Below are 23108 nucleotides of genomic sequence, written 5' to 3' on the forward strand. Positions count from 1 at the left end.
GGGACCCAAGCGCTGGGAGGTTTGAAGGGCCTGGGGGGTGTCAGAAAAAAGAGGACGGAAGAGGAAAGAAAAAAAGGGGGCAGGGTGCGCAAAGCTGCGCACCGGGCCCGCTCGTCACTGCCCGCTCACTGGTGGAAGACCCGCGCGTCCCACTGGGCGACCCACCGGCCGTCACCGAACTGGAGGTTGGCCGTGCACTTGTAGGTGTCGCCGTCACAGTTCAGGGCCGTCACGGGGACCGGCGCCTGCACCGACTTCGCGGACTTCACGGAAGCGCTCCGGGCCGCGCTCTGGTGGAAGACCCGCGCGTCCCACTGCGCGACCCATCGGCCGTCACCGAATCGCAGCCCGGCCGTGCACTTGTAGGTGTCACCATCGCAATTGAGGGTCGTCACCGGGACCGGCGCCTTCACCGACTCCGCGGACTTCACAGAAGCGCTCCGGGCCGCGCTCTGGTGGAACACGTTCGCGTTCCAGTCCGCGGCCCACCGGCCGTCGCCGAACCGCAGCCCGGCCGTGCACTTGTAGGTGTCACCGTCGCAGTTGAGGGTGGTCACGGGGACGGGCGCGGCGGTGGCGGCCGGGGCGACCGCGGTCGAGACCATGAGCAGGGCTCCCAGCCCCAGGAACGTACCGGTGAGCATTCGGCGAGCAGACATGTCGTCGCATCCCTTTCGACTCCGGCCATATAAAAGGTGATATCAAAACAAATCACCTCAATAGGCCGATCTGATGACATGTCAGAGACTAGCTTCACACCGGTCGAGCATTGCTTGAGCGCTCTGCAGAGCATCGCTTGAGCGCTAAAGCCGCTGAATGATCGTCCCCGTCGCCAGCGCCCCGCCCGCGCACATCGTGATCAACGCGAACTCCTTGTCCGCCCGCTCCAGTTCATGCAGCGCCGTGGTGATCAGCCGCGCCCCCGTCGCCCCCACCGGGTGGCCGAGCGCGATGGCGCCGCCGTTGACGTTCACCTTCCCCAGGTCCTGCTCGAAGACCTGTGCCCAGGACAGCACGACCGACGCGAACGCCTCGTTGATCTCGATCACGTCGATGTCCTTGAGCGTCATCCCGGCCTTCCCCAGCACGGCCCGGGTCGCGTCGATCGGACCGTCGAGGTGGTAGTGGGGGTCGGTGCCGACCAGGGCCTGGGCGACGATCCGGGCGCGGGGCCGCAGCTTCAGCGCGCGGGCCATCCGCTTGGACGCCCACAGCACCGCGCACGCGCCGTCCGAGATCTGGGAGGAATTGCCCGCCGTGTGCACGGCGGTCGGCATGATGGGCTTGAGCCCGCCGAGCGCCTCCAGGCTGGTGTCGCGCAGCCCCTCGTCCCGGTCGACGGCCCGCCACATGCCCTCCCCGGCCGCCTGCTCCTCCTCGGTGGTGGGCACCTGCACCGCGAAGGTCTCGCGCTTGAAGCGCTCCTCGGCCCAGGCCCGGGCCGCGCGCTCCTGAGAAAGCAGCCCGAGGGAGTCGACGTTTCCCCGGGTGAGCCCGCGCCGCCGCGCGATCCGCTCGGCGGCCTCGAACTGGTTGGGGAGGTCGACGTTCCACTCGTCGGGGAACGGCTTGCCCGGCCCGTGCTTGGAGCCGCTGCCGAGCGGCACCCGCGACATGGCCTCGACGCCGCAGCCGATGCCGACGTCGATGACGCCGGTGGCGACCATCGTGGCCACCATGTGGTTGGCCTGCTGGGAGGACCCGCACTGGCAGTCCACGGTCGTCGCCGCCGTCTCGTACGGAAGGCCCATGGCCAGCCAGGCGTTGCGCGCGGGGTTCATGGACTGCTCCCCGGCGTGGGTGACCGTGCCGCCGACAATCTGTTCGACGCAGTCGGGCTGGATGCCGGTGCGGGCGAGGAGTTCGCGGTAGGTTTCCCCGAGGAGATAGGCGGGGTGGAGGTTGGCGAGCGCGCCCCCGCGCTTCCCGATCGGGGTGCGCACGGCTTCGACGATGACGGGTTCCGCGGCCATGACTCGTCCTCTTCTCCATCGCGTCCGCGGGGGCTCCCGGCAGCGCCCGCGCCAGAACTAGTACGCGTTCTAGTTCTTCGCTCAGTCTGCTGAGGCCCGGCCTGACGGCGCAAGGGTTGTGCACAGGGCGAGTTGAGGCATCCGACTCAAGAAGGGCCGCCATGGCCCTTGCTAGTTATAGAACCCGTTACTACCTTCTGGACACTTTCTGATAGGCCGTCAGATCTGGAGTGGCCGATGTCCTGTCCAGCGCTCCCCGAAGGCTTCGACTTCACCGACCCCGACCTCCATGAGCACCGGGTGCCACTCCCCGAGTTCGCCCAGTTGCGGCAGACGGCCCCCGTGTCATGGATCCCCCAGCGGCACGGCATCGCCGGGTACGAGGACGACGGCTACTGGGCCGTCACCCGGCACGCCGACGTCAAGGAGGTCTCGACCCGGCCCGAGATCTTCTCCTCGCACCGCAACACCGCGATCATCCGCTTCAACGAGCACATCCAGCGCGACCAGATCGAGGTCCAGAAGCTGATCATGCTCAACATGGACCCGCCCGAACACACCCGGGTCCGCCAGATCGTCCAGCGCGGCTTCACCCCGCGCGCGATCCGCTCCCTGGAGGACGCCCTCCACGACCGCGCGGAACGCATCGTGGCCGGGGCCAAGGAGCACGGCACCGGCGACTTCGTCACCGACATCGCCTGCGAACTCCCCCTCCAGGCCATCGCCGAGCTGATCGGCATTCCCCAGCAGGACCGGTCCAAGATCTTCGACTGGTCCAACAAGATGGTCGCGTACGACGACCCGGAACTGGCCATCACCGAGGAGATCGGCGCCGAGTCGGCCATGGAGCTGATCTCGTACGCCATGAACCTGGCCTCGGACCGCAAGCAGTGCCCCGCCAAGGACATCGTCAGCGCCCTGGTCGCCGCCGAGGACCAGGGCAACCTGGGGTCCGACGAGTTCGGCTTCTTCGTCCTGCTGCTGGCCGTCGCGGGCAACGAGACCACCCGCAACGCCATCAGCCACGGCATGCACGCCTTCCTCACCCACCCCGAGCAGTGGGAGCTGTTCAAGCGCGAGCGCCTCGCCACCGCCCCCGACGAGATCGTCCGGTGGGCCACCCCCGTGATGTCCTTCCAGCGCACCGCGGTCCAGGACACCACGCTCGGCGGCCAGTCCATCCGGGCGGGCCAGCGGGTCGGCGTGTTCTACTCCTCCGCCAACAACGACGCCGAGGTCTTCGACCGCCCCGAGGTCTTCGACATCACCCGCGACCCCAACCCCCACCTCGGCTTCGGCGGCGGCGGGCCGCACTTCTGCCTCGGCAAGAGCCTCGCCGAACTGGAGATCCGGCTGATCTTCAACGCCATCGCGGACACCCTCCCCGGCATCCGCCTCACCGGCGCCCCGAGGCGGCTGCGGTCGGCCTGGCTGAACGGGATCAAGGAGCTGCGGGTGACCTACGCGTAATCGCCGCCCGGCGGCCTCACTTGAACGGCACGTTGATGCACGCCACCCGGTCCCCGGCCATGCCCGCCCGGCCCGTCTGGGTGGCGGTGCCATGCTCGTGGATCACCACCGAGCGCGCCTCACCGGCCCTGAAGTGCCACTTCACCAGGGACTTGGCGCGGCCGTCGCCACTGCTGTTGGTGGTGGTGTCGAGCCACATCTCATTGCGCGCGTTGGCGTACTTGGGATTGGTCGACGGCTGCTTCGGGTCCTTCACGTTCTGGTAGTGCGGGCCGGACGAGTCGGGCGTGGTGCCGCACGGCCGGGTGTGCACGTGTATCCCGAAGTGGTGGTCCGGTTCGACCCCGCGCAGGGCCAGGAAGACGAACGTGCCGCGCGGCGGCATCCCGTGCTTCCCGTGCTCTCCCTGCTCTCGCATCTCGTGGTTCCTCATCTCACCGTGCCACTTCCCCGGGAGCCGCAGCTCCGCGACGAGCACCACGGCGCTCGTGGGCACGAGCGCCCTGTCGTACGTCACCGCGCCACGGTCGCCCTGGGCCTGCGAGGCGGGCCGGAACTTCTCCAGGACGAACGCCGTGGGGTTCGGCGACGGGTGCGGGTCGGCCGTCGCGCTCGGCGCGGCGAGCGCGGGTGAGATGACGGTCATCGATGCGGCCAGCGTCGCGGCGGCCGCCGTTACCAGGGACATCCTCAGATCCCTCCTTGGTCGGGACCCCCGAGACTTCCTGGCGTTTATACCGCTTTTCTCAACGCTAGACCGGTGCCCCGGACCCTTCAACGCGAGGCATCGGCCGGTTCCGCGGCATCCGTCGGATGGGGGACCTCCGCCACCTGGGACGTTTCGCCCGGCTCCCCGGCGCGTGGCCTCCGTACCAGCGCCCGGGCGCGCTCCCGTGCGCCCCGGGCGCCCGCCGACAGCATCTCGGTGACCGAGCCGTTCGCCTCCTCGACCGGCTTCCGGCCGACCCCGAGCAGCACGTACTGCAGACCGAATCCGGCCGCGACGACGGCCGCGCCGCCGACCGCGTCCATCACATAGTGGTTCGCCGTGCCGACGATCACCGCGACCGTGAGCAGCGGGTACAGCATGCCGAGGATCTTCATCCAGAGGTACGGCGCCACCAGCGCGATGACCACCCCGCACCACAGCGACCAGCCGACGTGCAGCGACGGCATGGCCGCGTACTGGTTGGACAGCTTGGTGAGCGCGCCGAAGTCCGGGTTGTTCAGATCCTGCGGGCCGTGCGCCGTGTCGACGTACCCGAGGCCCATCAGCCGCGGCGGGGCCAGCGGGTAGAGCCAGAAGCCGACCAGCGCGAGCATCGTCGCGAACGCGAGCGGGGTGCGGGCCCAGCGGTAGGTCGCGGGGCGGCGCAGATAGAGCCAGCCCAGCAGGGACAGCGGGATGAGGAAGTGGAAGGTGCTGTAGTACCAGTTCATGCCGTCCCGCAGCCACGGGGTGTCCGCGACCAGCAGGTTGAACCAGTGCTCGATGTCGATGTGCAGGAAGCGCTCGAGGGACAGCACCTGGTGGCCGTGGCCCTCGGCGAGGCTGCGCTCGTCTGGCGCGTGGGCCCGGATCCACGAGTACGCGAAGTAGCCGACGCGGATGAACATCAGCTCCAGCAGCAGGTTCGGCCGGGACAGCGGCCGCCGTACGAAGCGCAGCAGCGGCACCCAGGCGAAGCGGCCCCGGTGCGGCTCCTGGACCGGCGTCGGCTCAGGGCTGTCCCACTGCGGGGAGGTCCGGGAGACGAACGGCACCAGACAGGCCGCGGCGAGCGCGGCCAGCAGCGGCGCGTTGTAGCCGATGTGCCCGGCGATCTTGATGTCGGGCAGCAGCGCGGTACGGCTCAGCGTCATCACCAGCACCACCAGCACCGGCCACACCAGCCGGTCGGTGGCCCGGCGGCCCACCCGGCCGACGACTGCGAGCAGGATCCACAGCTGCTGGTACTGCCAGGAGGTGGGCGAGACCGCCAGCGCCACACAGCCGGTGATCGCCGCGGCCAGCAGCAGCTGCCCGTCCCGCGCGTACCGCACCGCGCGCCGCAGGCCGACGACCGCGACCGCCACCGCCAGGACCGCGAGCAGCGCCAGCTCGGCCGGGCCCGCCAGGCCGATGCGCAGCAGCAGCCCGTGCAGCGACTGGTTGGCCAGGCTGTCGGCGGGCTCGCCGAGCCCGGCGCCGCCGAGGTGGTGGACCCAGTACGACCAGGAGTCGCGCGGCATGGCGGCCCAGGCCAGCGCGGTGCACACGGCGAACGTCGCGCCCGCGAGCGCGGCCGAGCGCCGCCGCCCCAGGAGCCACAGGACGACGCCGAACAGCAGCAGCGCGGGCTGGAGGGCGGCGGCCACGCCGATGAGGACGCCCGCCTGTCGGCCGGAGGTCCGCGGCAGCACGGTGAGGACGACCAACAGCACCGGGATGATGCTGGTCTGACCGAGCGTGAAGGTGCTGCGGACCGGGAGGGACAGCGTCAGCAGGCACAGCGCCAGCGGCGCGGCCAGCAGCGCGGTGCGGCGGGAGACCGGCCCCGGCAGGGCGCGCGCGGCGGTCAGCCCGAGGACGACGACGAGCAGCAGGGTGCCGAACGTCCAGGCGACGCCCAGGCTCTGCTCGGCGGCCCGGGTCAGCGGTTTGAGCACCAGCCCGGAGAACGGGGTGCCGGTGAACGCGTCCCCGTCGTAGAGCGAACCGCCCACATGGAGGACACCCTGTTCGCCGATCCAGGTCTCCAGGTCGGTCAGCCGCTCGTCCGGGGGCAGCCGCAGCACCGCCGCCGCCTGCCGGACGGCGAGCAGACCGGCCAGCAGCCAGAGGGCGGCGAGCACCATCATCGTCCGGGACGTCCGCGCCCCGAGGGCACCCGGGCCCGCCCCCGTGCCCGGGGTACTCCGCAGTCCGTTTCGCTCCACGTTCGCCACGCCCTGCCGCTCCCCCACTCGCCCTCTTCACCTGTTCGCAACGTCTGAGACCCTACTGAGCCCATTACTCAGACGCGTCACATCCCCACTTCACCTGACTGTCGCCCATGGTTGGCCGAAAGCTGTCAGGCTTTGGCGGGAGTGCGTCTGTACGGAGGGACTCGGCACGGTCCGGGCCAATTTCATCAGGGCTGCGGGGTCCGCCGCGAATCGGGACCCGCGGCATGCTGGAACGCCCCCGGAGTGATCCCGAAACACCGCACGAACCAGCGATGGAAGTGACTTTGGTCGGCGAACCCCGCCGCGGACGCCGCCTCCGCCGCCGTACGACCCGCCACCAGAAGTCCGCGCGCCTGGCGCAGCCGCAGCTGCCGCTGGAAGTCGCTCGGCGCCATCCCGTACTCCGCCCGGAACGCCCGGTACAGGGCGAACCGGCTGCACCCCGCCGCCTCCGCCAGCCGCTCCGCCGAGATCTCCGTCCCGTACTCCTCCTCCAGCAGCGCCCGCGCCCGCCGCGCGGCCCACGCCTGCCCGCCGCTCCCGGCCGGCAGCCCCCTGGCCCGCATCGGGCGGGTGGCGCTGCGCCGCACCATCGCGCCGACGGCCGCGATCAGCCGCTCGTCCCGGACGAGCGGACCGGCGCCGCCGATCAGGGCGGTGTGCAGCCGTAACAGGGCGCGCCCCAGGACCGGGTCGTCCAGCACGGGCTGGTCGAACAGCGGCAACGGCACCTGCCCGTCCGCGCTGGCCCGTACATCCGACAGGACATTCCGCACCACATCCGGGCCAATGTGCATGATGCGGTACTTGTACCCGAGTTCGGCGGCCGCTTCCCCGTCATGCGGATCGTCCGGGTTGAACACCATCACCATCCCCGCCCCGCTGGTGCGCAGCGCGCCCCGGCAGCGGAAGCGCTGCGCGCCGATCTCGGTGACGGCGAAGGAGTAGGTGTCGTGGCTGTGCGGATGGAAGCGATGGCTGAAGAAGTGCGCGTGCATGGCCTCGACGGACCGCTCCGGGTCGCGCCAGTACCGCGCCCAGTCGCCCGACCCCCCGCCGACCTCCGTGCCTCCCACACCCATCACCCCATTCTGCCGTCTCGCACCAGCGTTCAATACGGGGCCTCGCGGCCGGGGCGAAGGTGACGGCATGCGATTCGACACCAAGATCGCCGTCATCGTCCGGGACGACCTCGCCGACTGGCAGAAGCTGAACGTGACGGCATTCCTCTCCAGCGGACTCTCCCACGCCACCGACGACATCGTCGGCAAACCGTACGAGGACGCCTCGGGCAACACATACCTCCCGATGTTCCGCGAACCGGTCCTCGTCTACGCCGCCGACGCCCCCGGCCTCTTCCGCGCCCACACCCGCGCCCTCACCCTCGGCCTCCCGACGGCCCTCTACACGGAGGAGCTGTTCGGCACCGACAACGAGGACGACAACCGCGCCACGGTCCGCACCGTAGAGGCCCCCGACCTCAACCTGGTCGGCCTCGCCCTCTACGGCCCGCGCGGCCAGGTCGACAAGGCGACGAGGGGCCTGCGACCGCACCGCTAGGGATCACCGAAGACCATGCGGTGCCCGCGCGCGGTGTCCATGTACTCCCGCACCCGGTGGATCAGCCCGTCCCGGAGCTCGAAGACGAAGCAGTAGTCATTGGCGTAGTGATGGCCGTTCGCGAGCGTCGCCGTCATGGTCTCCTCCACGATCACCCGGTCACCGGCGGTGTGGACACCGTGGAAGGTGACGGCGACGTCGCGCACGAAGAAGCGGGGGAAGTCCTCGGCGAGGAAGCGCACGATGGCCTGCCTGCCGACCATGTGACTGGGCGCCTCCAACGCGACGGCAGTCGCGTTCCCCGCGGGCGCCAGCCACTCGGCGTCCTCGGTGAAGACCGCGGAGATCTGCTCGGCGTCATGGCTGGCGAACGCCTTCCAGGCGTTCCGGATGATCGTCTCGTTGTGTGGTGGCATGCCCGCGAACCTAGAAGGGCGCGAGCGAAGAGGCTGGCGCGTTTCCGACATCGCCACCCCGGAGCGCGGGAAACGACACACTCGAACTGTAGTTCCAAGGGTGAATGTCCGGCTCCGGCACGGCATTCGGGCTCGGGGGCTGGCACTCTGCCTCAAGTGCGAGGGGCGTGAGGGTCGGGGCCGGGGGGCTGGCATGGTAATCGGGCACACTGCGGGCGACGCGTTCGCCGATCCCACCGCCGCGTTGCGGTTCGCCGATGGCGACCGGCCGCTCAGGGCGCCGCGTCACGTGGCGTGTGTGATGGACGGCAACGGCCGGTGGGCGGCCCAGCGGTCGCTGCCGCGTACGGCAGGTCATCGCGCGGCGGAGACGACCGTGATCGACGTCATCGAGGCGGCCCGGGGCGCGGGCGTGGAGTGGCTGAGCCTGTACGCCTTCTCCACCGAGAACTGGAGCCGGCCGAGTGCCGAGGTCGACTATGTGATGCGGCTGGTGCGCGGGGTGGTGCGCAAGCACGCGCCACTGCTGCACGCGCGGGGGATCCGCTGCCGTTTCCTCGGGGTGGGCGACCCCAGGATCCCCCGGGCGCTGGCCCGCGACTTCGCCGACCTGATGACCCTGACCGGCGACAACCGGGGCATGACCTTGACCATCGCGTTCGATCACGGCGGGCGGGGGGACATCGTCGCGGCCGCGCGGTCGCTGATCCGCGCGGGTGTGGCGGCCGAGGCCGTGGACGAGCGGAGTTTCGCCGCCCATCTGCCCTTACCGGACACCCCCGATGTGGATCTGGTCATCCGGACCTCGGGGGAACAGCGCATCTCCAACTTCATGCTCTGGCAGGTCGCCTACGCGGAATGGGTCTTCCCGACCGTGCTGTGGCCCGACTTCCGCGCGCCGCACTTCCTCGAATGCCTGCACACCTACAGGCAACGCCACCGCCGCTTCGGTGGCGTGCTGCCCGAGCAGAACGGAGACTCCCGACCGTGACCATCGCAGACGGCGGACACCCCGGCAGCGCCCAGGACGGTGCGGCCGAGTTCGACGGCGGTCCATCAGGGCCGGGCACGGCGAACGGACAGGCGCCGTTGTTCGGCGCGGGCTCGCAGTTCCAGGAATTCGTCAACGATCCGCGCTGGGCGCTGGCCATGGTCCGGGCGACCGTGCTGGAGGCCGCGCACCCGCAGATCGGCGCCGCGCTGATCGACAACTCCACCTTCGTCACCCACCCGTGGCGACGGCTGCGCAACACCTTCCGCAGCTTGCAGCGCATGTTCGGTGACGACGAAGACGTACGGCTCCGGGAGGCGGCACGGCTGAACCGTCTCCACACACGGCTCAACGGAACCGACCCGCGGGGCCGCCCGTACAGCGCGATGGACCCCGCCGTACGGGCCTGGGTGGTGGCGACCATGTTCGAGAGCACCGTGACCATGTGCCGACTGAGCGGCCAGCCGCTCGAACAGCACGCCATGGAGCGGCTGTACGCCGAGTTCCGGGCGTACCTGGCCACCATGGAAGAGTCGTCCGGTCACCTGCCGCCCGCCCTCTCCGAGTTCTGGCCCTACTACGACCGCGTGGTGGCACAGGAGCTGGAGAACACCGAGGCGATGCGGATCATCCTCTACAAGCTGTTCGACCATCTGCCCGCTCCGGCCCTGCTGGGCGGGGTGCCCACGTTGTGGGCCACCGGCCGGGCCGTCGTCGGCCCGCTCATCGGGGCGATCACCGTCGCCTCGCTCCCGGAGCCCTTCCGCCGCCGTGCCGGGCTGCCCGAGATGCCCGGTGCCCGGGCCCTGATGCAGGGGGCCTATCTGGCCGTCGGCCTGGCCCGGTTCCTGCCGGACGGCTGGATCCGGGCCGACGCCATCGCCGACCTGCTGGCTCTCTCGCCCGACAGTGACGACCCGCGCGCCCGGGCGGTCACCGCCCTGCACGACAAGATGCGGCGGGCCGGTGCCCTGATCCGGCTCATCACACCTCTCTCAGCACAACCGGAACCCGTCTCCCGCACCGCCACCGAACGCAGTGCGGAGGAGTTCTTCCGCGAGGTACTCGACCAGACCGGCGACGGGTACCTGGACTGGCCGGACCTCGCCGCCATGGCCCGCGAACTGTCCACCCGCCTCGACCTGGAGGAGCCCGGGGAAACAAGGCTCTACGACGCCTGCGCCGACTGGTGGCGTGAACTCCAGACGGCACTGGACACCGACGGTGACGGCCGCGTCAGCGCCCGTGAGTACGCCGCCGCCGTCCCCTCCCTGGCCGGCCCCGCCCTGATCAAGGTCGCCGAGGTCCTCTTCGACGCCACCGACAAGGACGGCGACCAGCGCATCAACGCGGACGAATACCGGACGCTGTTCTTGACCGCGTTCCACCGCGACGCCGTCGGCACCGACCGCACCTACACGCGCGGCGCCTTCATCGGGGACTTCCTGTCCTTCATGTCCGGCCGCCGGCGATCGACGCCCTACGATCCTCTGCTCACCCAGGCGTGAGCCGCCCAGGCGCCACCGCCCTCGGGGTCGGGGATGAGGCAGGATGGGCCCATGAGCATCGTCAAGATCAATGTGCTGACCGTTCCCGAGGAGCAGCGCGAGGTGCTGGAGAAGCGCTTCGCCTCCCGCGCCGGGACCGTGGAGAACTCCGACGGCTTCGAGTGGTTCGAGCTGCTGCGCCCCGTCGAGGGCACCGACCAGTACCTCGTCTACACCCGCTGGCGCAGCGAGGAGGACTTCCAGGCATGGATGGAGGGCCCCATGAAGGCCGCCCACCAGCGCGGCGGCGAGGACGCCCCCCAGCAGAAGCCCGCCGCGGCCGGCTCCACCCTCTGGTCCTTCGAGGTCGTCCAGCAGGCTTCCCCGAAGCAGAGCTGACGCCCCCGCCCCGCCCATGAGCTGATCGCCACGGCCCCTCTCCCGGGTCTCGCGATCAGCCCATGGCGTCCCGGCCGGTGGGTGAAACCGGCGCTGTCCTGAACTCATCGGTGGGGGTCAGGGCCCTGGTGCCGTGGGAGGGACGGTTCATCTAGGGTCACCTTGTGTACGGGAGTGTCAGAGAGAAGCCGGTGCCCGCCCGTGGGGATGGGCAGCGCATTCTGGTCGTCGACGACGAGTCCAGGATCGCCGAACTGCTCTCGACCACCCTGGAGCTGGCCGGGTATCAGGTCGGCACCGCGGCCACCGGGGGTGAGGCGCTGGACCGGGTGGGGCGGGAGCGGCCGGATCTGGTGATTCTGGATGTGATGCTGCCCGATCTGGACGGGTTCACCGTGTGCAGACGGCTGGTGGCGGCCGACGAGGACCATCCGCCCGTGCTCTTCCTCACCGCGCGCGACTCGCTGGATTCGCTGGTCACCGGGCTGGGCATCGGCGCGAACGACTACGTCACCAAGCCGTTCCGGATCGCCGAGGTACTGGCCCGGGTGCAGGTGCTGCTGCGCGGGCGGCGGCGGCGCGGGGCGCGGGAGGAGGCGCCGCCGCGGTACGCGGATCTGGAGCTGGACGATACGACGCGGCAGGCCCTGCGCGGTCGCCGCGCGCTGGAGCTCACGCCCGCCGAGTACCGGCTGTTGCGCTATCTGCTGGTCAACGCCGGACGGGTGGTGTCCAAGGAGCAGATCGGTGAGCACCTGTGGTTCAAGGACCACCGGGCCTACGGGGACAACGCCATCGAGAAGCTGATCTCCCGGCTGCGGCACAAGGTCGACGAGGACGGTCCGGCGCTGATCCACACCCGCCGTGGCTTCGGCTACTGGCTCGGCCAACTCACGGCTTGATGAGAGGCGCCATGGACGACGGCCGGCCCGAGGACGAGCGGCAGCAGCGCGTGGAGGTGCTGCTGCACGAGCTGCGCACCTCGCTGACGACCATCCGCGGCTGGGCCGAACTGCCCTTGCAGGGGCTCAGCGACGACCCCGCGCTGATGGTGCGCGCCCTGCGGCGCATCCAGGAAGAGGCCGACCATATGTACGAGGCGACCCAGCGGGTGTTTCCCCGTTCGGACGTCTCGGACGTCTCCTGGGAGCGGGCGTCGCGCCTGGAGCCGGTGGATCTGCGGGACGTCGCCGACGAGGCGGTCGCGGACCTGGGGCTGCTGGACCCCGAACGCCCCATCACGCGCGAGAACTCCGGCCGGACGGCGCTCGTCGCCGACAACCGGATGCTGCGGCACGCCGTCCGCAATCTGCTGGGCAACGCCCTGCAGCACACCCCCGCCGGAACCCCGGTGACCGTGGCGGTGCGCGGGCCGGTGCGCGGGCCCGGCGGGGAGCCGTGGGTCGAGTTGTCGGTCGGCGACCGGGGGCCGGGCATGGACGCGCGGGCGATCGCCCGGCTGACCACGCCGTCCCCCGAGGACGGCCGCGGCGAGCCGGGGGACGGCCTCGGGCTCACCATCGTGCGCAAGGTGGTCGAACGGCACGGCGGCGAGGTGGCCGTGAGCAGCGCACCGGACCGCGGTACGACGGTCACTGTGGCCTTGCCCACAGTCAGCGTTTCGTCAGGCAACTGACCGGGCGGCGTCAGGTCGGGGAGGTTCGCTGGTCATCACGTCCCCGGTGCACACAGGTTCAACGCTCCGCTCCTGTCGGAATCCCCCACCCGAGGAGAGACATGACCGAGACGCTGGCAGAGAACACGGCCCAGTCGGAAGAGCAGATTCCCGCGTACCCGATGCCGCGGGCGGCGAAGTGCCCCTTCGACCCGCCGCCGACCGCGCAGGCGATGCACGCCGAACGGCCGGTCGCGAAGGTGCGGATGTGGGACGGCAGCACCCCGTGGCTGGTGACCGGGTACGCCGACGGGCGCGCCCTGCTCGCCGACCCGCGGGCCAGTTCCCAGGCCACGCTGCCCGGATTTCCGCATCCGAACGCGGGCTTCCGCGCGAACGCCTCACGGCGGCGTTCCTTCATCTCCATGGACGACCCCGAGCACGCGCGGATCCGCCGCATGGTCACCGCCCCGTTCGCCATCAAGCGGGTCGAGGCGATGCGGCCCGCCATCCAGAAGATCACCGACGACCTGATCGACGCGATGCTGGCCGGGCCCGACCCGGCCGATCTGGTGCGCGCGTTCGCCCTGCCGCTGCCGTCCCTGGTGATCTGCACACTCCTCGGAGTGCCGTACGAGGATCACGACTTCTTCCAGCAGAACAGCTCGCTCATGATCAACCGGCAGTCGTCGGCCGCGGAAGTGATCGGCGCCAACGACGCGCTGACCGACTATCTGGACGAGCTGGTGGGGGTCAAACTCGCCGAGCCCGCCGACGACATGCTCTCCGAGCTGGCCACCCGGGTCAGGAACGGTGAGCTGACCCGCCGCGAGGCCGCCACCATGGGCGTACTGCTGCTGATCGCCGGTCATGAGACCACCGCCAACATGATCGCCCTCGGCACCGTCGCCCTGCTGGAGAACCCCGACCAGCTCGCCGTCCTGCGGGAGACCGAGGAACCGAAGGTGGTCGCCAAGGCCGTCGAGGAGCTGCTGCGCTATCTGACGATCGTGCACAACGGGCGCAGCCGGGTCGCGCTGGAGGACATCGAGATCGGCGGCGAGACCATCCGCGCCGGGGACGGCATGATCATCTACACCGGCACCGGCAACCGGGACGCGGAGCTCTTCCCCGAGCCCGACCGGCTGGACATCAGCCGCGACGCCCGCCGCCACATGGCGTTCGGCTTCGGCGTCCACCAGTGCCTGGGCCAGCCGCTCGCCCGGGTGGAGCTTCAGGTCGTCTACAGCACGCTCTACCGCCGTATCCCCACGCTGCGGCTGGCGACCGGCGTCGACCAACTGTCGTTCAAGCATGATGGCCTCGTGTACGGCGTCTACGAACTGCCCGTCACGTGGGCATCGTGAACAAAGGATCCGAGGGAGTCACCATGCGAGTCGAAGTCGATGTTCCCAAGTGTGTCGCGTCCGGTCAGTGCGTGATGATCGCGCCCGACGTGTTCGACCAGCGGGACGAGGACGGGATGGTCGTGCTGCTGGACGAGCGGCCCGGCGCCGAACTCCACGCCGACGTACGGGAGTCCGCGATGATATGCCCGGCGGCGGCCATCCGGGTGGTGGAGCAGGATTGAAGCGCGTCCTCGTGGTAGGTGCCTCCGCCGCCGGGCTCGCGGCGGCGGAGACCCTGCGCCGGGAGGGGTACGACGGCACCGTCACCCTCGTCGGCGACGAACCGCACACTCCGTATGACCGGCCGCCGCTGTCCAAGCAGATCCTCGACGGGCGGTGGGACGCCGGACGGCTGCCGCTGCGCGGCCGGGACGAACTGGACGCGCTCGGGCTCGACCTGCGGCTCGGCGTCGCCGCGACCGGGCTCGACGCGGCCGGGCGGACGGTCGCGCTCGCCGATGGGGCCGAGGTCCCGTACGACGGGCTGGTCGTCGCCACCGGCGTACGGCCGCGCCGACTGCCCGGGGACGGGGGCGCACATGTGCTGCGCACCCTGGACGACGCGCTGGCACTGCGCGACCGGCTGGCGGAGGGCACGCGGCTGGTGGTGGTCGGCGCCGGGTTCCTCGGCGCCGAGGCGGCCGCCGTCGCGCGCGGGCTGGGCGCGGAGGTGACCCTGCTGGAACCGGCGCCGGTACCGCTGGCGGCCGCGGTCGGCGAGGACGTCGGCCGGGTGCTGTCGCGGGCGCACCTCGACCACGGTGTGGATCTGCGCACCGGGGTCACGGTGACCGAGGTGACCGGCGGCGGGGTCCGGCTGGCGGACGGCGCGTGGGTCGCGGCGGACGAGGTGCTGGTCGCCGTCGGTTCCGTACCCAACACCGAGTGGCTGGCGGGCAGCGGGCTCACCTTGGGCAACGGGCTGGTGTGCGACGAGTTCAGCGCCGCCGCACCCGGTGTCTACGGGGCAGGCGACGTCGCGTGCTGGCACAACCCGCTGTTCGGTACGGCGATGCGGATCGAGCACCGTACGAACGCCACCGAGCAGGGCATGGCGGCGGCCCGCAATCTGCTCGCCCCGGCGCCGGAGGCGCGGCGGCCGTATCAGCCGGTGCCGTACTTCTGGTCCGACCAGTACGGCATGCGGATCCAGGCGTACGGCCAGCTGCGCGGCCATGACGAGGTGGCCGTGGTGGAAGGCGCCCTGGACGAGGGGGCGTTCCTGGCCGCGTACCGCCGCGAGGACCGGCTGACCGGGGTGCTCGCCGTGGGCGTACCGCCCCGGGTGCTGCGCGGCTGGCGGCAGTCGATCGCCGCCGGGGCGCGGTGGGCGGACGCGGTGCACCGGGCCACGACGGCGGCGTGACGCCCCGCGCGGGCGGGGCGGGGACGGCGCGGGTCAGACCGCGTCCGGTCCCCGCTCCCCCGTGCGGACGCGCACGAAGTCGTCCACCTCGACGGCCCACACCTTGCCGTCGCCGATCCGCCCGGTGCGGGCGGCGGTCACGATGGCGTCCATGACGGCGTCGGCCTCGGCGTCCTCCACGACCACCTCGATGCGCGCCTTGGGCACGAAGTCGATGCGGTACTCGGCACCGCGGTAGACCTCGGTGTGGCCGCGCTGGCGGCCGAAGCCGCTGGCCTCGGTGACGGTGAGGCCCTGCACACCGATCTCCAGCAGCGCCGTCTTCACATCGTCCAGCTTGAACGGCTTGACGATCGCGGTGATCAGCTTCATGCGGTCGGGGTCCTGTCGGAGTGAAGCGGTGGGCGATGGGCGGCGTTCTGCGGCACGCCGTGGCCCAGAACCCCGTGATCATAGGCGCTCTCGGCGTGGACGGCGAGGTCGAGTCCGGACCGCTCGTCCTCCTCGGCGGCCCGGAAGCCCATGATCCGGTCGATGGCCTTCCCGATGCCGTAGGTCATGACGAACGCGTACGCGCCCACCGCCAGCACCGCCACGATCTGCTTGCCCAGCTGTCCCGCGCCGCCGCCGGACAGCAGCCCGGCCGGGCCGCCGGTCATCACGGAGGTGGCGAACACGCCGATCAGCACGGTGCCGACGATCCCGGCCACCAGGTGGACGCCGACGACGTCGAGCGAATCGTCGTAGCCGAAGCGGAACTTCCAGCTCACCGCGTACGAGCACAGCACCCCGGCCGCGAGCCCGATCAGCAGCGCCCCGGCGACGCCCACGGAACCGCACGACGGGGTGATCGCGACCAGCCCGGCGACCGCGCCGGACGCGGCGCCGAGGGTGGTGGCGTGGCCGTCGCGGAGCTTCTCGACCACGAGCCAGCCCAGCAGCCCGGTGCAGCCCGCCGCCTGGGTGTTGATGAACGCGGCGGCCGCCATGCCGTTGGCCCCCAGCGCCGACCCGGCGTTGAACCCGAACCATCCGAACCACAGCAGCCCGGCGCCGAGCAGCACCAGCGGCAGGTTGTGCGGCCGCATGGCCTCCTTCCGGAAGCCGATCCGCGGCCCGAGCAGCAGCGCCAGCGCCAGCCCGGAGGCCCCGCAGTTGACCTCCACGACGGTGCCGCCCGCGAAGTCCAGCGCCCCCAGCTTGTCCAGGATCCAGCCGCCCGGCGCGAACACCCAGTGCGCCACCGGAACGTATACGAGCAGCGTCCACACCGCGACGAACGCCACCCACGCCCCGAACCGCGCCCGGTCCGCGATGGCCCCGCTGATCAGCGCGGCCGTGATGATCGCGAAGGTGAGCTGGAAGGCGGCGTGGAGGAACGTCGGCACACTCCCGGTCAGCGACGTCGGCCCGATGCCGCGCATCCCCACATGCTCCAGCCCGCCGAGCAGCCCGGCGCCCCCGAGATCCTTGCCGAAGGCGAGACTGTAGCCGACGAGCAGCCAGATCACGGTGACGACGGCGATGGCGACGAAGCTCATCATCAGCATGTTCAGTGCGCTCTTGGCCCGCACCATGCCGCCATAGAAGAGGGCGAGCCCGGGCGTCATGAGCAGCACGAGCGCGGTGCTGGCCAGCAGCCATGCGGTGTCGCCGGCGTTGAATCCGGTCGGCATGTCGTTATGTCACCTTTCCTGTCGGCGTGGCACGCATCGACGGGTGCTCGATGGTGCTCGACGGCCACCAGGGAAGGTTCACGTCCGGGCGTTACCGCTTGCGCACGGACGTGTTTCCTCGATGTTTCGTATTGCGTCGGCGTTTCGATTCATTCACCGCCTAGGCGCGCTGAGCCGCTCGCCGGGCGGCGATCCGGCCCGCCGCGATGTCCGCGGCCAGGAACGCGGCCAGCGGGATGCCCAGCAGCGGCAGGTAGTAGCCCACCACCGCGATCCCGACGGTCAGCGCGGCCAGGACGTACACCGGCACCTGCCGCCAGGCGCCGCGCGGGAGGGGGCGGCCGAAGGCGCCGGTCCGGCCGCGCTGCCACCACATGCGGTAGCCCCAGACGATGAGCAGGATCAGGGAGAGGGCGAGTGCCGCCAGGGCGAGCTGGTTGACGATGCCGAAGAGGACTCCGGTGTGGAGGTCGATGCCCCACCGGCTCAGCTTGGCCAGCAGCGGATAGTCGGCGAACCGCACGGTGTCGGTGACCTCGCCGGTGGCCGGGGCCACGGCGACCGCGTCCTGCTTCTCCGGCCAGCTGCGCTGGATCTGGCTGACCGTGTACGCGGCGCTCGGGCCGGACGGCGGCACGATCTCCACCGGGTCGCCGAGGCCCTTCGACCGGGCGGCCCGCAGCACGGTGTCGTAGCCGACGTCGGTGGTGTGCTGCCCGCCGCCCGAACCGCCCATGTCCATCCCGGGCATGCTGCCGTGACCGGCGTGTTCACCGGTGAGCCCCGAGGCCACGGCGGGTGTGGACTGGCCGACCGCGGCGCGCAGGTCGGTGACGTTCGCCCCGGCGTACGTGGACCAGGTGAGCCCGGTGGCGGACAGGAAGAACAGCCCCGCCGCCACCCAGACGCCGAGGCCGCCGTGCAGGGCCAGGGTGCGGCGGCGGCCGGCGGCGGGGGCGGTCGCGTCGGCGGTGGGGGCAGTGGCGTCGGCGGTGGCACGGCGGTTACGGCGGCGGCGGGCGAACCAGAGCAGCAGCCCGCCACCGCTGATCACCCACAGCCAGCTGGCGGCGAGTTCGCTGTAGAGACGGCCGGTCTGGCCGAGGTGCAGATCGCGGTGGAACTCGTCGATCCAGGTGCGCAGCGGCAGGGCGCCGGTGCTGCCGTACTGCTCCAGCGCGCCGCGCACCTTCGCGGTGTACGGGTCGACGAAGACGGCGCGGGTATGGCCCTCGGCGACCCCCGGCACCCCGGAGAGCAGCACCCGGGTGGTGGCGGTGTCGTCCGGCGACGGGCGCACCGCGCTGATCGTGCCCTCCGGGTGCGCCTTGCGGGCGGCGTCGATCTGCCGGGAGAGGGGCAGCTTGGCGTCACCGGCCGGAACGCGCAGCTCGTGGCCGTAGACGACCTTCTCCGCCTGGTAGGAGGCCGCGTACAGCAGTCCCGTGGTGGCCGCGATCAGCAGGAACGGGGCGACGAGGACACCGGCGTAGAAGTGCAGCCGCAGCACCAGCGGGCGCAGCACGGACCAGGCCGAGCGGGCAGGGGTGTCCCGGTCGGCCACGTCGCCGTCGGCGGCGACGGCGGCCGGGGCGACGTGTTCCTCGGTGGACATGGTGGCCCTCCTGGCTCAGGGGTGGTGCGCGGCGTGCTCGTCCAGTAGTCGGAGTGAGGGGGACTGGAGTTCCGGCGACTTTCTGTGACCTGAGTCACATGCCTGTGCGTTTTATCAACTTGAGACGAGTTCGCACCGTCACCCGAGGTGGGTGGCACGATGACCGGCATGACACCCGGCCCAGCCCTGCGCACCACACGTGCCGCGATCTTCGCGGTGGTGTGTGTGGTGATGGCGGCCCTGGGCCATGCGGTGATGTCCGGCGGAGCCGTGCCGGGGTGGATGCTGGGCGCGGCGTTTCTCGCCACCGCCTCCGCGGCATGGTGGCTGACGGGGCGGCAGCGCGGGGGCGCGATCGTGACCGGGGCGACGATGGGGGCGCAGCTCGCGCTGCACCTGTTGTTCCACTTCTCGCAGTCCCCGCAGGGCGCGCGGGCATCCATGGGACATGGCGCGCACGGCGCGCATGGCGGCGGTGACATGAGCGGCGGCCCCGGCATGGAGGGCATGCGGGGCATGGCCGGGATGGCCGATGCGCATATGGCGTCGGCGGCGGACGGCATCACCCCCGGCATGCTGCTGGCCCACGCGCTGGCCGCGCTGGTGTGCGGAGTGTGGCTGTGGTGCGGCGAGGCCGCCGCGTTCCGGCTGGCCCGTACGCTCGCGGCCGCCGTCTTCGTACCGCTGCGCCTGGTCCTGCGGCTGCTGGGCGCGGACGCCCTGCCGCTGCCCGTCCGCCGCCTTCCGGCGCGACCGGGAGCCGGGCGCGCGGTGCGCGAGGCGCTGCTGCACTACGTCGTCGCCCGGAGAGGTCCCCCCGAGGGTCTGATGCGCATCTGACCCGCCTGTCCCGACCGGTGACGGGCGGAAGCCCATCACTTCGGAGGACAACAGGCGATGACCCCTGCCCTCGTACAGGACCGTGATCAGCAGATCACCGCATGGGCGCTGGCCGCCCGCGACGGCGACGCGGACGCCGTCGAGCACTTCATCCGCGCCACCCATCCCGACGTCTGGCGCTTCGTCGTCCATCTGAGCGCCGATGTGCACGGCGCCGACGACCTGACCCAGGAAACGTATCTGCGGGCGCTGGCCGGGCTGCCCCGGTTCGCCGGGCGCTCCTGCGCACGCACCTGGCTGCTGTCGATCGCCCGCCGTACGGTCGTCGACCGCTACCGCGCGGCGGCCGCCCGCCCCCGCATCGCGGAGACGACCGACTGGCGGACGCTCGCCGAACGGGCCCAGCCCGCCGGGCTGCCCGGCTTCGAGGAGGGCGTGGCCCTGCTCGAACTGCTGGCGACGCTGGACGCCCCGCGCCGCGAGGCGTTCGTCCTCACCCAGCTCCTCGGGTTCCCCTACGCCGACGCCGCCTCGGCCACGGGCTGCCCCGTGGGGACCGTCCGGTCCCGGGTGTCCCGCGCCCGCGAGCACATGACCGCGCTGCTGCGGACAGCTGACCACTGACAGCTGACCGAGAACAGCTGACTGATATCAGGTGACCGGTATCAGGTGACCGGTATCAACTGACCGCTGACACAGATCAGCTGACACATTTCACTATCTGTCATCCGTTTTGAGGAGTCTCGCTGATGTCAACCATGCGTACGATGCGCCGCGTCGGTGCCGTGAGCGCCGCCGCGCTCGCCGCGACGCTCGCCTTCGCCGGTCCCGCGTCCGCCCATGCGGAAGTCACGGCCTCCGACGCCCGGGCGCTGGCCAAGGACGTCGTCCTCACCTTCACGGGCGAGGCCGAGTCGGAGTCCGGCGGCTTCACCGAGGTGCGCGTGGTGCTGCCCGAAGGCATCGCACCGGGGGACGTCGCGCTGGACGAGGCGCCCAAGGGCTGGAAGATGAAGCCCAACAAGGACGGCTACACCCTCAGCGGGCCGAAGCTGGCCGTGGGGACGAACGCCGTCCACAAGGTCAAGGTGCGGCAGCTGCCCGACGCGAAGTCGCTGGCGTTCAAGACGATCGAGACCTACAGCGACGGCAAGGTCTCGCGGTGGATCGAACTGCCCGGCGACGGCCCGGAACCGGAGGAGCCCGCGCCGGTCCTCGAACTGAAGGCGGCGGCGGCCGGGTCCAAGCCGTCGAAGTCTCCCTCCCCGTCCCCGTCTCAGGACGCCGGGGACAAGACGTCGGAGAAGACGTCCGACAAGGCATCGGACAAGACGGAGCAGAAGGCGGACGAGGAAGAGAACAGCAACGCGGGCGCCGCGACCGCTATCGGCATCAGCATCGGCGTCCTGATCGTCGCGGGCGCGGGGCTGTGGGTGTTCAAACAGCGCCGCCAGGGCTGACCCGGCCCGGCAGCCGCTTGTAGAAGAAGCTGCAGTCCTCCAGAGCGCCGTCCGGGTCCGCGGCGTAGTCGGGGACGATGCCGTAGCGGGTCCAGTCGGCGGCGAGGTAGACGCGCTCGGCCGGGCTGCCGGTGACGGTGTCCAGCATCAGGAGGGTGACACCGGCGGCGCGGGCGGCCGCCTCTGCGGTGGCCAGCAGCGCCCGGGCCAGGCCCCGGCCACGGGCGGCGCGGTGGACTGCCAGCTTGATGATCTCCGCGCGGTGCCCGCCGTTGGGCTTGCGGGCCAGGACCAGGCTGACGGTGCCGACGATGCCGCCCGCGCCCTCCGGGTCGCGGCAGACCCAGACGAGCAGACTGCCGTCGGCCACCACCGGGGCCTGGGCCTGCCACCACGCGGCGGCGTCGTCGTGGCCGAAGGGGGCGAGGAACCCCATGGAGGCGCCGCCGCCGACGGCGTCGGCCAGGACCTCGGCGAGGCCCTTGACGCTGTCGGGGAACGTCTCGGCGGACAGGAGGTCTATCGGGGGCATGGCGGGCTTCCTCTCCCGGAGCCGGATCCGGACGCACCGCCGGTTCCGGAACCGGCGGTGCGTCCGGCGCGGCGTCACAACTGACCGCCGCATCATCGCAGTCCAGCCGCGCGCGCACGCGAAGAAGGCCGCCGCCCGGAGCAAGGTCCGGGCAGCGGCCCCGGGGAGGGGAGGCTGCTGGCTCAGACGTCGAGCAGCCGCTCCAGGACGTTGCGGTAGCCGCGCATGGCCAAGCGCAGCTCCTCCGTCTCCGCGGTGCCCGTGGTGCCTTCGTGCCAGGCGGCGCGGAGGGTGTGGCGGCGTTCCGCGAGGAGGTCGACCAGGCGGGCCGAGATCTCTTCGAGGAGGGCGTCCGCCTCTTCCACCGAGCCGCGCGGGGCGTCCACGAAGCCGCTGACCGCGTACCGCAGACGCTGGTTCAGCTGGTCGTGCTCGCTCGTCGGCAGGACGGGGAAGCTGGGGCCGTCCGGGGTGGCCGTCCGATCCGTGACGTCGCCCATCGGCACGCCGACAGGCGGCACTTCGGGCTGGGGCGGCACTTCGTGCTTCTCCAAGCCGTGCCGCCGGTGGCCGTTGCTGTGCTCGGGGCCGGGTTCCGCGGGGCCGGGTCCGGGGACGGAACCGGGTCCGGGGCCGTAGCCCGCTTCCAGGCCGTGGTTCCGCTCGGGGCCGTGGTTCGTCATCACGCACCCGCCTTCCCGATGTTCCAGCCGTGGGACTTCCGGCCCCTGCTGACCCCCTCGTGCCCGTCCGGCGCGTGGTGGGGCGGCTTCACCAGCTCCTCGAAGAAGGGCCGGGCGTGCACCACGGCCTCGCGCAGCTCCTCGGTGTCGGCCCGGCCCTCACGGGCGCGGGCGGCCGCGGCGTGGAGCTGCCGGTAGCCCTGCACACAGTCCGCGTGGTGCACGGACAGCGCCGCGACCTGCTCCTCGTAGCGGTCCGACGGATAGCCGCGGTCCCGCGCGAGGCGGGCGAGCAGCTGGTCCGCCCCGGCCACCGCGTGCTCCGGGGACTCGATGAACTGCTCCTGGGTGCCCACCCATTCGGCCAGATAGCGCTCGCGCAGCTCTCCGGGGAGGGGTTCGGTCTTGAGGTCTCGATACCGCCGCAGCCGCGTCTCGAGTTCGCGCTCCGCCGCCTTGGTGTCGCCCGCGTGCTCGGCGACGTTCAGGTCGTACTCGGGCCCGAAGTGGCGTCGCAGAGCATTCCTCCCGCCGCCCCCACGCGCACGTACGAAGCCCGCGGCGAGCACGGTCGCCAGAACGACCGCAGCGGCAACCACGATGATGATCGCGCCAGTTGACATGGTCTGCTTCTGCCTTCCCGCAGGTGCCCCGCTGTTCGGGGGCTCTGCGAGGCCGGGTAGCCCAC

Annotated in this window: 25 protein-coding genes; 13 read left to right on the top strand and 12 right to left on the bottom strand. The window is 71.3% G+C overall.

All coding sequences use genetic code 11. The annotated features are described in order from the left end of the window. Window positions 1–125 precede the first annotated feature (125 nt). Both ACZ59A_RS03165 and ACZ59A_RS03170 read right to left on the bottom strand, forming a co-directional pair. Window positions 126–659: a hypothetical protein gene (locus ACZ59A_RS03165; RefSeq protein WP_470952774.1), complete on the bottom strand. Its 534-nt coding sequence runs from the start codon at window positions 657–659 to the stop codon at window positions 126–128. 144 nt (window positions 660–803) lie between these two features. Further along, on the bottom strand, window positions 804–1973 hold the full coding sequence (locus ACZ59A_RS03170) for a steroid 3-ketoacyl-CoA thiolase (protein WP_470952776.1): 1170 nt from the start codon (window positions 1971–1973) through the stop codon (window positions 804–806). Window positions 1974–2210: 237 nt separating this feature from the next. On the opposite strand from ACZ59A_RS03170, the gene ACZ59A_RS03175 reads away from it, so the two are divergent. Then, entirely contained in the window at window positions 2211–3443 is a 1233-nt protein-coding gene (locus ACZ59A_RS03175; protein ID WP_470952779.1) for a cytochrome P450, read from the top strand. Window positions 3444–3459: 16 nt separating this feature from the next. On the opposite strand, the gene ACZ59A_RS03180 is transcribed toward ACZ59A_RS03175, so the two are convergent. The 3 genes from ACZ59A_RS03180 to ACZ59A_RS03190 form a co-directional block, all read right to left on the bottom strand. Continuing rightward, the gene (locus ACZ59A_RS03180) at window positions 3460–4131 is read right to left on the bottom strand and encodes a superoxide dismutase family protein (RefSeq protein WP_470952782.1); all 672 of its coding nucleotides are present in this window, start codon (window positions 4129–4131) and stop codon (window positions 3460–3462) included. Between the two features lie 86 nt (window positions 4132–4217). Continuing rightward, window positions 4218–6281 carry a bifunctional glycosyltransferase 87/phosphatase PAP2 family protein gene (locus ACZ59A_RS03185; protein WP_470954629.1) on the bottom strand — a complete coding sequence of 688 codons (2064 nt, stop codon included), beginning with the start codon at window positions 6279–6281 and terminating at the stop codon, window positions 4218–4220. 275 nt (window positions 6282–6556) lie between these two features. After that, window positions 6557–7453, bottom strand: a complete 897-nt coding sequence (locus ACZ59A_RS03190; protein ID WP_470952786.1) for an AraC family transcriptional regulator — start codon at window positions 7451–7453, stop codon at window positions 6557–6559. A gap of 67 nt (window positions 7454–7520) precedes the next feature. Here ACZ59A_RS03190 and ACZ59A_RS03195 point away from each other — a divergent pair, with 67 nt between their 5' ends. Continuing rightward, a complete protein-coding gene (locus tag ACZ59A_RS03195; RefSeq protein ID WP_470952788.1) occupies window positions 7521–7931 on the top strand; it encodes a DUF2000 family protein in 411 nt (136 codons plus the stop codon). Here the strand turns inward: ACZ59A_RS03195 and ACZ59A_RS03200 are convergent. Further along, complete coding sequence (locus tag ACZ59A_RS03200; RefSeq protein WP_470952790.1) at window positions 7928–8347, bottom strand: nuclear transport factor 2 family protein; 420 nt, start codon at window positions 8345–8347, stop codon at window positions 7928–7930. The genes ACZ59A_RS03195 and ACZ59A_RS03200 overlap by 4 nt on opposite strands. Before the next feature lie 193 nt (window positions 8348–8540). Here ACZ59A_RS03200 and uppS point away from each other — a divergent pair, with 193 nt between their 5' ends. From uppS to ACZ59A_RS03240, 8 genes are all read left to right on the top strand, one after another. Beyond that, a complete protein-coding gene (uppS, locus tag ACZ59A_RS03205) occupies window positions 8541–9338 on the top strand; it encodes a polyprenyl diphosphate synthase (protein ID WP_470952793.1) in 798 nt (265 codons plus the stop codon). A gap of 98 nt (window positions 9339–9436) precedes the next feature. Next, a complete protein-coding gene (locus ACZ59A_RS03210; protein WP_470954631.1) occupies window positions 9437–10846 on the top strand; it encodes an oxygenase MpaB family protein in 1410 nt (469 codons plus the stop codon). A 51-nt stretch (window positions 10847–10897) separates the two neighbouring features. Beyond that, complete coding sequence (locus ACZ59A_RS03215) at window positions 10898–11224, top strand: antibiotic biosynthesis monooxygenase family protein (protein ID WP_470952796.1); 327 nt, start codon at window positions 10898–10900, stop codon at window positions 11222–11224. Window positions 11225–11388: 164 nt separating this feature from the next. Next, window positions 11389–12126: a response regulator transcription factor gene (locus ACZ59A_RS03220; RefSeq protein ID WP_470952799.1), complete on the top strand. Its 738-nt coding sequence runs from the start codon at window positions 11389–11391 to the stop codon at window positions 12124–12126. Between the two features lie 11 nt (window positions 12127–12137). Next, entirely contained in the window at window positions 12138–12860 is a 723-nt protein-coding gene (locus tag ACZ59A_RS03225; protein WP_470952802.1) for a sensor histidine kinase, read from the top strand. Window positions 12861–12961: 101 nt separating this feature from the next. Continuing rightward, a complete protein-coding gene (locus ACZ59A_RS03230; RefSeq protein ID WP_470952804.1) occupies window positions 12962–14206 on the top strand; it encodes a cytochrome P450 in 1245 nt (414 codons plus the stop codon). Window positions 14207–14229: 23 nt separating this feature from the next. After that, window positions 14230–14430: a ferredoxin gene (locus ACZ59A_RS03235; protein ID WP_468054047.1), complete on the top strand. Its 201-nt coding sequence runs from the start codon at window positions 14230–14232 to the stop codon at window positions 14428–14430. Then, window positions 14427–15614 (top strand): NAD(P)/FAD-dependent oxidoreductase, encoded by a 1188-nt coding sequence (locus tag ACZ59A_RS03240; protein WP_470952807.1) that lies wholly within the window; start codon window positions 14427–14429, stop codon window positions 15612–15614. Before ACZ59A_RS03235 ends, ACZ59A_RS03240 begins: the two co-directional genes overlap by 4 nt. Before the next feature lie 33 nt (window positions 15615–15647). Here the strand turns inward: ACZ59A_RS03240 and ACZ59A_RS03245 are convergent, their stop codons facing one another. The 3 genes from ACZ59A_RS03245 to ACZ59A_RS03255 form a co-directional block, all read right to left on the bottom strand. After that, window positions 15648–15986 carry a P-II family nitrogen regulator gene (locus tag ACZ59A_RS03245; RefSeq protein WP_470952810.1) on the bottom strand — a complete coding sequence of 113 codons (339 nt, stop codon included), beginning with the start codon at window positions 15984–15986 and terminating at the stop codon, window positions 15648–15650. After that, window positions 15983–17290 (bottom strand): ammonium transporter, encoded by a 1308-nt coding sequence (locus ACZ59A_RS03250; protein WP_468054041.1) that lies wholly within the window; start codon window positions 17288–17290, stop codon window positions 15983–15985. Before ACZ59A_RS03250 ends, ACZ59A_RS03245 begins: the two co-directional genes overlap by 4 nt. A gap of 160 nt (window positions 17291–17450) precedes the next feature. Then, a complete protein-coding gene (locus tag ACZ59A_RS03255) occupies window positions 17451–18905 on the bottom strand; it encodes a PepSY-associated TM helix domain-containing protein (protein ID WP_470952813.1) in 1455 nt (484 codons plus the stop codon). Window positions 18906–19073: 168 nt separating this feature from the next. Here ACZ59A_RS03255 and ACZ59A_RS03260 point away from each other — a divergent pair, with 168 nt between their 5' ends. The 3 genes from ACZ59A_RS03260 (at window position 19074) to ACZ59A_RS03270 (ending at window position 21205) form a co-directional block, all read left to right on the top strand. Then, a complete protein-coding gene (locus ACZ59A_RS03260; RefSeq protein WP_470952815.1) occupies window positions 19074–19745 on the top strand; it encodes a hypothetical protein in 672 nt (223 codons plus the stop codon). A gap of 57 nt (window positions 19746–19802) precedes the next feature. After that, complete coding sequence (locus tag ACZ59A_RS03265) at window positions 19803–20369, top strand: sigma-70 family RNA polymerase sigma factor (RefSeq protein WP_470952818.1); 567 nt, start codon at window positions 19803–19805, stop codon at window positions 20367–20369. Window positions 20370–20494: 125 nt separating this feature from the next. Then, a complete protein-coding gene (locus ACZ59A_RS03270) occupies window positions 20495–21205 on the top strand; it encodes a DUF1775 domain-containing protein (protein ID WP_470952820.1) in 711 nt (236 codons plus the stop codon). Here ACZ59A_RS03270 and ACZ59A_RS03275 read toward each other — a convergent pair. The 3 genes from ACZ59A_RS03275 to ACZ59A_RS03285 form a co-directional block, all read right to left on the bottom strand. Then, complete coding sequence (locus ACZ59A_RS03275) at window positions 21183–21737, bottom strand: GNAT family N-acetyltransferase (protein ID WP_470952823.1); 555 nt, start codon at window positions 21735–21737, stop codon at window positions 21183–21185. The genes ACZ59A_RS03270 and ACZ59A_RS03275 overlap by 23 nt on opposite strands. A gap of 182 nt (window positions 21738–21919) precedes the next feature. After that, window positions 21920–22420: a hypothetical protein gene (locus tag ACZ59A_RS03280; RefSeq protein ID WP_470952824.1), complete on the bottom strand. Its 501-nt coding sequence runs from the start codon at window positions 22418–22420 to the stop codon at window positions 21920–21922. Further along, window positions 22420–23043, bottom strand: coding sequence for a hypothetical protein (locus tag ACZ59A_RS03285; RefSeq protein WP_468054026.1), 624 nt, complete (start codon window positions 23041–23043; stop codon window positions 22420–22422). The genes ACZ59A_RS03280 and ACZ59A_RS03285 overlap by 1 nt, the downstream gene beginning before the upstream one ends. Window positions 23044–23108: the final 65 nt, after the last annotated feature.

Source organism: Streptomyces sp. NPDC040405 (assembly GCF_055595765.1).